Raw genomic sequence first — 11,719 nt, forward strand, 5'->3', positions numbered from 1 at the left:
AAAGCGCCCATCGGTGCGCGGCTGAATCGAATACTTGGCGCCGAGCGTCACCCGTCCCGGATAGCCCTGAGCCTTGCGCTCCAGGGCCAGCTCACAGGCCGCCTGCGCCACATAGGCCATCTGCTCATCGGTGCAGATGCGCACCGCATAGGCCCCCTGGCGATCCAGCGGAGGCGGCTGCCACCAGCTACGGCTACTCGCCAGGGCCGCCAGTTCGGTCAGGTCTCCTTCACGCGGTGGATACATCCCCTCTAGATTGTCGCGCACAATGACAAAATCGAAATGCTCCGGCTCGCGCATTGGACTGCGATAGCCCGGCTGCCAGCGCACCGGACGAATGTTGACGCGCGTATCTTTGCTCCAGCGCAGATACCAGAGCACAGGCCGGCTCGGCCCGCCACTGGCTCCAAAGAGCGTGCACACCGCCCTGTCGATCAGCTCGCGCGTCTCCTGCGGAAAAGCCGCCCCATAGCGCTCCTCGGCCTCGCGCCCACTGCTCCCCCTGGCAAAGCGCAGCTCCGGTACCAGGCGCTGCAAGATCTCCACTGTGGGCCAGACCACCTCGGGCGCAGCATCATCGCCGGCAACAACACAGACAAGCGCCTGCTCGCCCGGGGCCAGCGTTCGCCGAAAGATGCCCGCGCTCATCGCAGCGTTCCCTCACGCCGGATGTATTCAATGATCCCCCCAGCCTCCACAATGCGCGCGATAAAGGGCGGCAGCGGCTGCGCCTGAAAACGCTGGCCAGTGGTCAGGTTGGTAATCAGGCCCTGCTCTAGATCAACGTCGGCCTCTTGCCCATCCTCGCTATTGAGTACGGCCTCCTCGCAGATCAGGACAGGCAACCCGATGTTAATGGCGTTGCGGTAGAAAATGCGTGCAAAGCTGCGAGCTATCACCGCCTTGACGCCGCTGGCCTGGATGGCCGCCGGTGCATGCTCTCGCGAGGAGCCACAGCCAAAGTTGTGGCCGGCCATGATGATGTCGCCCTGGCGCACCTGCTGGGCAAACTCTGGCAGAATCTCACATAGACAGTACTTCGCCAGCTGCGCGCGGTCGGTCGTGACATTGTAACGGCCCGGAATGATGACATCGGTATTGATATTATCACCGAGCTTCCAGATACGTCCCATGCTCTATATAACTCCTTCTTTACACTCTCAATCTGCGATCGTTGCCCTACCGTCCAGAGCCTCTTTCTCCTCTTCCGCCCATCTGCCTCTGACTGCTCTCAGGCGAGAAACTGGCGCGGATCGGTGATATGCCCGGTGATGGCCGTTGCCGCCACCGTGGCCGGACTGCCTAGATAGATCTCGGCTGTGGGATCGCCCATGCGCCCGGTGAAGTTTCGATTCATCGTCGTCAGGGCACGCTCGCCGGGACCAAGCACGCCAAAGTGTCGGCCAATGCAGGGGCCACAGCCCGGCGTTCCAACCGAGGCCCCCGCCTGGATAAAGGTCTCAATGTAGCCCAGGCGCAGCGCCTCCAGATAGACCTCGCGCGAGGCCGGGATCACGACCATGCGCGTATTGGGATGAATGGTGCGCCCCCGCAGGATCGAGGCCGCGATGGCCAGGTCGTCGAGCCTGCCATTGGTGCAGGTGCCCAGGAAGACCTGATCAATCTGTATGTGCTCTACCTGCTCGACCGGTACCACATTGTTGACATCCGGCGGACAGGCGATCAGCGGCGATAGATCCGAGACATCGACTTCGACCACGCGCTCATAACGCGGATTCTGGGGCTGCAACATGGGATAGCTGCGGTTGACACGCCCGCGCAGCCAGGCCTCGGTGGTGGCATCAGGCGCCACCAAGCCGGTCTTGGCTCCCATCTCAATAGCCATGTTGCAGAGCGTGAAACGCTCGCTAATCGATAGAGACTCGACAAGCGAGCCGCTATACTCCAGGGCGCGGTAGTTGGCCCCATCCACGCCAATGCGTCGCACCAGCTCCAACGTCACATCTTTGACATAGACGCCGGGTTGCAACTGCCCCGTCAGGCGCACATTGATGGTCTCAGGAACACGGAACCAGCTTCGCCCTGTGGCATAGGCCACGCCAATATCGGTCGACCCCATGCCGGTGGCGAAGGCCCCGAGGGCGCCATAGGTGCAGGTGTGGCTGTCAGCACCAACAATAATCTCGCCCGGCGCCACAAAGCCACGCTCCGGCATCACCTGATGACAAATGCCTTCCTGCAGGATCTGGATGCCCTGCTCACGAGCAAAGCCGCGGATATCACGCTGCAGGGTGGCTGCCGCCACAGTGGCCGCCGGGACGATGTGATCAAAGACAATATGCGCACGCGCCGAGTCAAAGACGCGCCCACCACGCTCGCCCGTCAACTTGCGAAAGGCTTGAATGGCCAGCGGCGAGGTTGTGTCATGACTCATGACGTGATCCACGTCGACGATCACAATCTCGCCGGCGCTCACTGGCCGGCCCAGCTTATAGCTAAAGATCTCTTCGGCTAGCGTTCCCATGCGGTACTCCTCTGTTCTTCATACCAGGATCGAATAAAGGCATCGACTGCCTCTGGGGAAAGTGGCCCCTCCTCAGCACGCATCTTCAGGGACCAGGTCAGCTCTCGCACCTGCTCGTCGTTCAGCTGCAGCCCCAGCTCCGCGGCCCGATGAGCCACAGCATGGCTTCCCGTAAAGCGCGAGCCGAGGTCTACGCGGCGCTCCAGGCCGAAATCTGCTGGATCAAGAATCTCATAGGCCCGCGGATTGTTCAGAATGGCGCGGGTATGCACGCCTGCGCGATGAGTGAAGGCATACGGCGCCGTAATCGGATTATTGAAAGGAATAGGTAGATGAAGACATTGAGCAACATAGTCATCGAGAGGCGCTAACTGCCTTAAATCGCGCTGCTGCAGCGTCTCGGGATAGTGCAAGTAGAGCTGCGCCACCAGGCCACTCAATGAGGCGATTCCATTGCGCTCGCCGATGCCCAGGACGGTCACATCCAGACAATCAGCTCCGGCTTCGTAGGCGGCAATGGTATTGGCAATGGCACAGCCGCTATCGTTGTGGCCATGAAACTCGATTCCCACCTGGGGATAGCGCTCGGCACAGAGGCGAATGATGCGCTCGACCTGGCGCGGCGTGGCAATCCCTACCGAATCCGGAAGGCCGATGCGCTCCACCCCTGCCTCCACAACGGCATCAAAGACGGTCAACAGGTCGACCAGATCACTGCGGAAGGCGTCCTCAGCCGAGAAGCGTACATAGCGCCCCGCAGCGCGAATGCGCTGAATCAGCGGCACGGCATCGGCGATAATTCGTTCGATACGCTTACCATGACTATAAGAGCGCAGCTCGGGTGAGGTACCATAGAAGAGGTTGACGCCAGCCACCGGGGTTGCTAGAGCCGCCTCGACATCCGCCTCAACACAGCGCACATGAGTGACGATGCGCGCCCGCAACCCCAGGGCGCAGAGATGCTCGATGGCTTCGCGGATGCGCGGTGCCGAGATCGGTGAGGGTACCTCTATGAAATCGACGCCGAAGGCATCCAGCATACGCGCAATGGCAATCTGCTGCTCCAGATTGAAGAAAGCGCCGGCGAACTGTTCGCCTTCCCTGAGCGTCGTATCGAGAATGTGCAGCGCTCGTCTCATCGCTCCTCGCCCTCCCCTCTGCCTGCCACCTCCTGAGCCAGGCTCGTCAGCACGCGCTCCAGTATGGCAATGGCCTCCATATATTCCTCCACAGCAAGGTGTTCCTCGGGCGTATGATCCAGGCGCGCATCGCCCGGGCCATAGGCCACAATCTCTGGTCCCCAGACCGGTCCGACGACATTCATATCCGAAGTGCCGGTCTTGACCTTAAAGGCAGGCTGGATTCCCATTGCCCTCATGGCCTGCACAAAGGCGCGCACCAGCCTGGTTGTGCGCGGTGCCTGGAACGCAGCTTCTTCGCCGCTGAAGCTTACTGCCAGTTCTGCCTCCGCCGCCCAGCGCTCTAGCTCAGCGCGCAGCTCCCGCGCTGAGCAGGCCAGCGGCAGACGATAGCCAATGCGCAACGTTGCCCACTCGTATAGGCCATCCTGGCCGCTCTCGATGCCGCGCAGCACCGGTTGCAGCGCCGCAAAAGGTGAGTTGCCACCGTGCTCACGATTCCACTCCTCCGCATGGAGTCTGACCCGCTCCCAGAAAGCCGCCGCCGCCTCCGCCGCCGTCTGGCGTGGGCCAGCGCTGTGACCACAGGGACGCACCACTCGCCCGTCAACAAGCAGTCGCCCTTTGTAGCCCAGGGTCACCGCCCGGCTGCCACTCGGTTCACCGATCAGACAGGCATAGGGGCGATAGCGCTGAACGACGGCCCGCGCCCCTCGCGAGGTAGCCGCCTCCTCCTCCACTGCGCCGATAACCACGATTGGACGCTGCAGTCCGCCGCGCCTGGCGAGGCGCCCCGCCGCCGCCAGAAAGGCCGCCAGCGGTCCCTTGGCATCCACAGCCCCACGTCCATAGAGCCTGCCCTCACGGACGGCTACCGGGATGGCCCCCGGTACCGTATCCATATGGCCAAGCAGCACTAGCGGCGCTCGTGCGGCAACCTCCGGGGCCACAGGCACCGTGGCTATCAGGTTGCCGACCTCATCGAGACTGGCTTGCAGCCCCAGGCGCGGTAGATATTCAGCGAGCCAGGTCGCAAGAGGACGCTCCTGACCGGAGAGACTTGGAATGCTCACCATGCGAGAGAGCAACTCAACCTCTGGCCCCTGTTCAGTCAATGCCCCTCCCGAGATCGCCGCTGATTCCGCGGAATGCGGTCCCGCCGTCGCCTCCGGCTGCCCCGGCTGCCCGGCTTGCAGCAAGACCTCCGCCAGGCAGTCAAGCGCATGGTCAAGCTGCTCCTCATTGATGACCAGCGGTGGCAGCAAGCGGATGACATTGGGACCTGCCGGCAGGGCCAGCACGCCACGCTCTAGCAGCGCTTCGAGATAGGGCTGCACCCGTGTGCGTAGTTCGACGCCGAGCAGCAGGCCCAGACCACGCACCTCGCGGATCAGCGGCGACTGCAGCGCTCGCAGGCGCTCCAGGGCATGCTGACCAAGGCGCGCGGCTCTCTCGGCCAGTCCCTCGCGTTCGAGAATGTCCAGTGTCTCCAGGGCCGCAGCACAGACCAACGGATTGCCTCCGAAGGTGCTGCCATGCACGCCCGGAGTGAGACGCCCGCTGGCGATCACGCGCTCACCCAGCGCAACCACACCCATCGGCAGCCCGCCGGCGATCCCTTTGGCCAGGCAGAGCAGGTCAGGCTGCAGCCCATAATGCTCGCAGGCCAGGAAACGCCCCGTGCGCCCGCAGCCCGTCTGCACCTCATCGACAATGAGCAGTACCCCCCGCTCCTGACAGAGCGCAGCCAGCCCGCGCACGTAGGCCGGATCAGCGACGTGCACACCTCCCTCGCCTTGTACCAGCTCAATCAGCACTGCCGCTGTCTGGTCGTCGATCGCTCGCTCCAGAGCAGCCAGGTCGTTGTAGCGCACATGCCTGATCTCTGGCACCAGAGGAGCAAACGGCTCACGATAGCTACGCTCCCAGGTAGCAGAGAGAGCGCCAAAGGTCCGCCCGTGGAAGCCACGCAGGGTGGCAATGATGCCCGGTCGTCCGGTCGCCAGACGAGCAAACTTGATTGCTCCCTCAACAGCCTCCGCGCCGCTATTACAGAGAAAGAAGCGCTGTAGTCCAGACGGCATGAGCTGCGCCAGACGCTCCAGGAGACGGGCCCGAACATCGTTGTAGACACTCTCAGGACAGGTGATCAGGCGCTGAGCCTGGGCCGCCAGGACAGCGGCGATCTCAGCCCGCCCGTGCCCGATATTTGCCACTCCGTGGCCAGCGGCGCAGTCGATATAGCAGCGGCCCTGCGCATCCCAGAGCAGCGCACCCTCACCACGCACAATCTCTACAGGCCGCTTGTTGTAGACTCCACTGCTGTAGAGCCGCTCTTGTTCCATGAGTGACTCGGACAGCGCCGTTAGTTCGCTGAGTGCGCTCATCGCCGTACCTCCGCCGACAGAGCAGCGATGTAAGAGGAGGAGGAGGAGACAGCCGTGCTCTCGCTGAGACATGCCGAGGCGGTGATGGTTGTCCCTTCACCTGCCAGAACCGCTGCGAGCGAGCCAGTGCCAATGCAGACACGGCGGACCCCGCCGGCCAGAGCCTCCTGAGCACCGAGCAGCTTCTTACGCATACGCCCCTGAGCATAGGGCAGGTACTGCTCCAGCTCGTGGGCCGCGATGTCGCGCACCACGCTGGCAGGATCAGCCAGGTCGCGTAACAATCCCGGCACGTTGGTCAGAATGGCCAGGGTTTCCACACTCAAAGCCGCAGCAATTGCCGCCGCCACACGGTCGCCGTCAACATTCAAGCGCTCTCCCTCCAGACCCAAGGCCAGCGGCGCCACCACCGGCGTATAACCCGCTCCCAGCAGCAACTGCAGCAACGAGGCATTGACCTGCTCGATCTGCCCGCTGTAATCATCACGCACCACCCGCACGCGGCCATCGGGCATCACCGCCCGTAGGGCAGTTTTGCGCCGCGCCAGCAGTAGCCGCCCATCAACGCCGGCCAGGCCCACCGCATTGACGCCGCGCCGCTGCAGGAGCGCTACCAGCTCCGTGTTCATCTGACCGGCCACCGCCATCGCATAAATACGCAAGGTCTCGGCATCGGTATAGCGACTGGTCATTCCATTGGGAGCGGTAAGTACCTGCATGGGATGCCCCAGGCGCTCGCTCAGCTCATTGGTGAGCTGTGAGCCGCCGTGGACCACCACCACTCGCTCACCTTCGGCAACCAGACGAGCAATCTCTTCGACAACCGGCACCGCATCAATACCGGCCCCACCGCCAATCTTGACAACGAGAGTCATGGCCCGTGCCTCCTCTTCTCTTTCTCTCCTGAGCGAAGCGAACAGAACTCAGATCAGATCGGATGCAGCCCTGGAAAGGTCAGCCCCAGCGTCTCATCCCAGCCAAAGCGACAGTTGAGCGCCTGCACAGCATTGCCGGCAGCCCCTTTCATCAAATTGTCCAGCGCAGCCATGATTACCAGGCGGCGCTGGGAAGGGTCGAGTTCAAAGCCAATGTCACAGTAGTTGCTGCCAGCCAGAATCTTCGGCTCTGGATAGCGGTAGACGCCGCTGCGCTCTTTCACCAGGCGAATGAATGGCTCATCGCGATAGGCTTCGCGATAGAGACGCCAGAGGGCCCGCTCATCAAGGTCGGTATTCAGAAAGACCTGGGCGGTGATCAGGACACCCCGCACCAGCTCCACAGCGGTCGCCGAGAAGGCGAGCGCCTGCTCCCAGGAGCCTCCTGCCAGAGCACCCAGCTCCTGGATCAGCTCGGCGCTATGGCGGTGACCGGTCGGCTGGAACGAGCGCACAGCCCCGCTGCGGTCGGGATGGTGGCTACCGGGTCCGGGCGTGGCCCCCGCCGCCGAGGAGCCAACTTTCGCATCTACCACCAGAGGCAGTCTCTGCTCTACCAGGCCGGCCCGATAGAGCGGAGCCAAACCCAGGATGGCCGCCGTGGCCATGCAGCCCGTCCCGCTGATGAGCGCCGCCTCGCGCAGTTCCTGCCGATGCAGCTCGGGCAGGCCATACACAGCCTGGGCCAGTAGCTCCGGCTGCGAATGCTCCTTTCCATACCAGCGCATATAGAGATCTGGCGAGCGCAGGCGAAAATCTGCTGAGAGATCGATGACTACTGGCGCCAGGCTACGATAGCGCTCAATGGCCTGCATTGCCGTTCCATGCGGCATGCAGAGAAAGATCACGTCGCAAGTCGACAGGTCATCATAATGGCAGAGACGAAGGCCGCAGAGCTTGCGTAGATTGGGATGCAGGCTATGCACATACTGACCGGCGTGGCTGCCGGAAGCCACCTGAGCAATTTCCACCTGGGGATGGAAGAGGAGCAGGCGCAGCAGTTCGCCCGCGGTATAGCCCGAGCCGCCAACGATCGCTACACGCACCTGACTCATCGTTCCGCTCCTTGCCTCACACACTGCTCGATATAGTCCAGCATCGCACCGGGGATGTCGACCCCCGTGGGAGCAATGCTATTGCGGAACTCCATCGTTGCATTGATCTCGTTGACCAGCAGGCCACGCTCTTCGTCTTCCAAGAGATCGATGGCCAGAATGCCACCACCAACTGCCTGCGCCGCACGCACACAGAGGGCATCAAGCTCGGGTGTGACTGGGCAATTGCTGGCCTGCGCTCCGCGGGCCGTGTTGGTGATCCAGTGCTCGCTCGTGCGATAGATCGCGCAGATCGTACGCTCTCCTACAACAAAGGCCCGGATATCGCGCTGCGGCTTCTGCACGTATTCCTGGATATAGTGAATGTGGTGCTGATAAGAACCGAGCGTCTCGCGGTGCTCCAGCACGGCCTCAGCAGCCTCGCGATCATTGACGCGCGCCAGCAGACGCCCCCAGGAGCCAGTAGTCGGCTTGATAACCGCGGGATAGCCCAGGGCCTCGATGCCGCGCAGAGCGCTCTCGGCGCTGCAGGCCAGCAGCGTGCGTGGTGTAGGGATGCCCGCACGTAGCAAGGCCAGGGTGGTCTGCAGCTTATCGTTACAGATGGCCGTCGTCGCCGGGCGATTGAAGACCTGCACTCCCCAGCTCTCCAGGACCTGAGCCACTGCCAGGCCCTGGGATTGGCTCACGCTGCGACAGAGCACGGCATCGTAGGAGCGCCAGCGCTCATCAGGTCGCGCCAGGTCAAGAAGCAGCTCGCCATCATTGAGCAGGTCGAAGGCGATATCGCGCTGGCGCATAGCCTCGATGAGCAACTTCTCCTCAACGCGGATGCGCGAGGTCAGAATTGCCAGCCTCATGGTCTATTCACCCCAATCCTCTTCAACACGCGGTGCCAGCGCCACTGCCGGCTGTTCCAGGTTAGTGACTTCCAACTCGGCATTACAATCAGGACAATAGACAATCTCCCCTACAAGCCTGTTCTGCAGATCGATCTCGGCCTCGCACTCCGGACAGAGGGCAACCAGTTTGCTCATTACTGCTCCTCCTGACTAGCAGCCTTATTGCACGTCTGTGTCTCTCTAGAGAGAGCCAAACAAAAACGCTCTTCGTCCCCTTCTCTTGCGAAGGACGAAGAGCGTCAACAATCACAATCGACAGCTCTCGCGGTACCACCTTCATTCACCGGCACTCCTGCGCACCGGCCTCAGCGAGCACACCAGCGTGCTCTTGCCCGTTAACGGGGGCCTCCGGCAGAGGTCTACTCTCGCCCGCCTGAACGGACGATTTCTTCTCGCAGCTCTGGGGTCTTTCTCACGGCTCACGATAGACGAGCTTTCCACCAGCCGCTCGCTCTCTGGCTATCGGAGGAACCGCTACCTGTCCCCTTCCGTGCCTTCTCTGAATTTGACCGTGTTTGTTTGTCTAGCAGGCGCTTATTTGCTAACCAGCGACCGGCGCCCGCAGCCCGGTTCCCGCTGGCAGGTTCTTACCTGGAAGGATCCGTCTCTTTGCTGCCGCCGCCCGGCCATCCCGGCAGGCAGATTGCCGCAGCAACAAAAAAACTCTTCATCCTCGAAAGGACGAAGAGCGCAACAGAGATGGCGGCTCTCGCGGTACCACCTTCATTCGCCACTACCTCACGGTAGTGACCTCGACGAGTGCAATTCCCTCGCCCTCCCTCTTTCGAGTCAGCATGCACAGAGAACAGAGAGCGAGACTGCACTCCTGCCCGTTAACGGGGGCCTCCGGCAGAGGTCTACTCTCGCCCGCCTGAACGGACGATTTCTTCTCGCAGCTTCGGGACCTTCTTCACGACCTACCAGCATACGAACTTTGCACCAGCCGTTCGCTCTCTGAATGCGGCCAGGCCGCTACTCATCCCGCAACGCCTTTCGCTCTTAGAGCGGGTTGCTTTTTGGGATTTATACCATTTTTTGCCGTTGCTGTCAAGTCCTGGGGAAGGTATTGAAGCAGGACTTCTGCCCTATCCTGGCCCTGGACCTGGGAATGGGCCTTCGCTCCGCTTTCGATGCCTCCCTGGCGTTCAGCCAGGCTGCAACAAGAGATCCCCCTGACACGTCTGTAATGAATGAAGAGCCGGGTAGAGGCTGGCGAGCCATGCGCGCGCGCGCTCGCCAATTTTCCTCTCTGAGAAACAGAGAGAGGCACTCTGCTCTGTTGCGAAGGGAAGAAGGAGGACCAGGCCACTGAATGAGTACTATTCCTTCCTGGCAGCGCTGGCCGTGTGCACCAGCCCATATGAGTCTCGTCCGTGGTGAGGTCCATATTTGGGGCGCCACGCTGGCTCTGCCTCCCACCAGCGTGGAAGACCTGGCTGCCGTTCTGACACCCGCTGAGCAGGATCATGCCGCTCGTTTCCGCTCAGCTCAGGCCCGCCAGCACTTCGTGGCGGCACGCGCCATCTTGCGTCTTATTCTTAGCCGCTATCTTGGGCTTCTTCCTCAGCAGCTGCGCTTGCGCACCAATCCCTGGGGGAAGCCGGAGCTAGAACCAAGTCCAGATAGCTCTCAGTCCACCTTGACATTCAATCTGTCGCACTCCGAAGCGCTCGCGCTCTATGCTGTGACAGGCGGACAGGCGATCGGTATCGACCTTGAGTATCAGCGTCCGCTCCCAGAGGCCGAGCTGGAACAGCTCGCCGCCCGCTACTTTGCCCCCGCGGAATACAGGACGCTCCTCAGCCTGCCCCAAGAGAAGAGGCTGCCGGCTTTTTTCCACTGCTGGACGCGCAAAGAGGCCTATGTCAAGGCACGCGGTCAGGGTCTTTCGCTGCCTTTGGACGCCTTTGAGGTGTCGCTTACTCCCGATGCTCCTGCCAGACTGCTGGCAAGCCATGAAGAGCCAGATGCTCCTCAACGCTGGTCTTTGCTGGCTATCGAGCCAGATCCTGCTTATAGCGCAGCTCTGGCAGTTGAGGGTCATATCGAGCATGTAACGTATTTCCGCTGGAACGATTGTGATCTTCCTTCTTTAGCTACTTGACAAAGCAAGCGTTCAAGCCCATAATCCAGGCCGTGGACTATCATTAGTTGGCGGCGGCTTGCATAGAGAGCAAGGAGGCGTGGATCATGAAAGAGCACAACGGTGGTGAGCTGCCCCTAGCAGAAGCACTGCGCAATCAGGCCATCAGTATCATCGAGGTGCGGCCCAATGATACGCGCCAGAGTGTGCTCACGGCCATCTTGACTCAAGAGAAGCTGGGGCGCAGACAAACACTGTTGCTTCTGCCAGCCGAGAATAAGGCTTTCTACCGCAAGGTTGATTTTGAAGGGTTGCGAGAGCTACAGCGGGAGCTTCAGACGCAGCTCGTCATTATCGCCCAGCCTGATTCGAAGGTGGCCAACTACGCTCGTCAACAGCGCTTTCCTGTCTTCTCCTCGCTGGAAGAGTATGCCGCCACAGCCCAGCTGTACCAGCCGTCGCCAGGCAAGAGTGCAGCAGCAGTTGCGGACCCGGCAGCGGTCGCCGAGGCAGAAAGTGGCCCCGCTGTCGAGTCAGGCGCTGATGCTCTGCGAGGTCCAGCTCCAGCAAAACCCGACTCCGAGGGCGGAGACAGCGAACCTGCCACGACGGCGATCGCTCCCCAACCTCCTCCCAACAGGGCGACCGGCGCCCTGCCTCCGTTGGTGCCGGTGACGAGCGCCCTCATGCCACCCCCCCCCCCCCGCCACCCACCGGCGGTCGCGTAAAAACA

Annotated in this window: 11 protein-coding genes; 2 read left to right on the top strand and 9 right to left on the bottom strand. The window is 61.8% G+C overall.

The annotated features are described in order from the left end of the window. From IRZ31_RS16500 to lysW, 9 genes are all read right to left on the bottom strand, one after another. Window positions 1–648 (bottom strand): isocitrate/isopropylmalate family dehydrogenase (locus tag IRZ31_RS16500; RefSeq protein ID WP_297155595.1); only part of this gene is annotated, 648 nt, incomplete at its 3' end. Then, entirely contained in the window at window positions 645–1,133 is a 489-nt protein-coding gene (locus IRZ31_RS16505) for a 3-isopropylmalate dehydratase small subunit (protein ID WP_297155597.1), read from the bottom strand. The genes IRZ31_RS16505 and IRZ31_RS16500, both read right to left, overlap by 4 nt. A gap of 98 nt (window positions 1,134–1,231) precedes the next feature. Further along, entirely contained in the window at window positions 1,232–2,485 is a 1,254-nt protein-coding gene (locus IRZ31_RS16510) for a 3-isopropylmalate dehydratase large subunit (RefSeq protein WP_297155599.1), read from the bottom strand. Next, window positions 2,473–3,624: a hypothetical protein gene (locus IRZ31_RS16515; protein ID WP_297155601.1), complete on the bottom strand. Its 1,152-nt coding sequence runs from the start codon at window positions 3,622–3,624 to the stop codon at window positions 2,473–2,475. Before IRZ31_RS16515 ends, IRZ31_RS16510 begins: the two co-directional genes overlap by 13 nt. After that, a complete protein-coding gene (locus IRZ31_RS16520) occupies window positions 3,621–6,011 on the bottom strand; it encodes a [LysW]-lysine hydrolase (RefSeq protein ID WP_297155603.1) in 2,391 nt (796 codons plus the stop codon). Before IRZ31_RS16520 ends, IRZ31_RS16515 begins: the two co-directional genes overlap by 4 nt. Then, complete coding sequence (locus tag IRZ31_RS16525; protein ID WP_297155605.1) at window positions 6,008–6,886, bottom strand: [LysW]-aminoadipate kinase; 879 nt, start codon at window positions 6,884–6,886, stop codon at window positions 6,008–6,010. Before IRZ31_RS16525 ends, IRZ31_RS16520 begins: the two co-directional genes overlap by 4 nt. 53 nt (window positions 6,887–6,939) lie before the next feature. Next, entirely contained in the window at window positions 6,940–8,001 is a 1,062-nt protein-coding gene (gene argC / locus IRZ31_RS16530) for an N-acetyl-gamma-glutamyl-phosphate reductase (RefSeq protein ID WP_297155606.1), read from the bottom strand. Next, on the bottom strand, window positions 7,998–8,861 hold the full coding sequence (lysX, locus tag IRZ31_RS16535) for a lysine biosynthesis protein LysX (RefSeq protein WP_297155608.1): 864 nt from the start codon (window positions 8,859–8,861) through the stop codon (window positions 7,998–8,000). The genes argC and lysX overlap by 4 nt, the downstream gene beginning before the upstream one ends. A 3-nt stretch (window positions 8,862–8,864) precedes the next feature. Beyond that, on the bottom strand, window positions 8,865–9,029 hold the full coding sequence (gene lysW / locus IRZ31_RS16540; RefSeq protein WP_069802964.1) for a lysine biosynthesis protein LysW: 165 nt from the start codon (window positions 9,027–9,029) through the stop codon (window positions 8,865–8,867). A gap of 1,186 nt (window positions 9,030–10,215) precedes the next feature. Here lysW and IRZ31_RS16545 point away from each other — a divergent pair. Together IRZ31_RS16545 and IRZ31_RS16550 are read left to right on the top strand one after the other, a co-directional pair. Then, window positions 10,216–11,007 (top strand): 4'-phosphopantetheinyl transferase superfamily protein, encoded by a 792-nt coding sequence (locus tag IRZ31_RS16545; RefSeq protein ID WP_297155611.1) that lies wholly within the window; start codon window positions 10,216–10,218, stop codon window positions 11,005–11,007. A gap of 86 nt (window positions 11,008–11,093) precedes the next feature. Continuing rightward, window positions 11,094–11,714, top strand: a complete 621-nt coding sequence (locus IRZ31_RS16550) for a hypothetical protein (RefSeq protein ID WP_297155613.1) — start codon at window positions 11,094–11,096, stop codon at window positions 11,712–11,714. Window positions 11,715–11,719: the final 5 nt, after the last annotated feature.

The organism is Thermogemmatispora sp. (assembly GCF_019683635.1).
In the GTDB taxonomy this organism is placed as follows: domain Bacteria; phylum Chloroflexota; class Ktedonobacteria; order Ktedonobacterales; family Ktedonobacteraceae; genus Thermogemmatispora.

Coding starts and splice junctions, on each gene's coding strand:
- IRZ31_RS16550 (WP_297155613.1), top strand. CDS start 11,094: ATGAAAGAGCACAACGGTGGTGAGCTGCCCCTAGCAGAAGCACTGCGC.
- IRZ31_RS16525 (WP_297155605.1), bottom strand. CDS start 6,886: ATGACTCTCGTTGTCAAGATTGGCGGTGGGGCCGGTATTGATGCGGTG.
- IRZ31_RS16505 (WP_297155597.1), bottom strand. CDS start 1,133: ATGGGACGTATCTGGAAGCTCGGTGATAATATCAATACCGATGTCATC.
- lysX (WP_297155608.1), bottom strand. CDS start 8,861: ATGAGGCTGGCAATTCTGACCTCGCGCATCCGCGTTGAGGAGAAGTTG.
- IRZ31_RS16515 (WP_297155601.1), bottom strand. CDS start 3,624: ATGAGACGAGCGCTGCACATTCTCGATACGACGCTCAGGGAAGGCGAA.
- IRZ31_RS16545 (WP_297155611.1), top strand. CDS start 10,216: ATGAGTACTATTCCTTCCTGGCAGCGCTGGCCGTGTGCACCAGCCCAT.
- argC (WP_297155606.1), bottom strand. CDS start 8,001: ATGAGTCAGGTGCGTGTAGCGATCGTTGGCGGCTCGGGCTATACCGCG.
- IRZ31_RS16520 (WP_297155603.1), bottom strand. CDS start 6,011: ATGAGCGCACTCAGCGAACTAACGGCGCTGTCCGAGTCACTCATGGAA.
- IRZ31_RS16510 (WP_297155599.1), bottom strand. CDS start 2,485: ATGGGAACGCTAGCCGAAGAGATCTTTAGCTATAAGCTGGGCCGGCCA.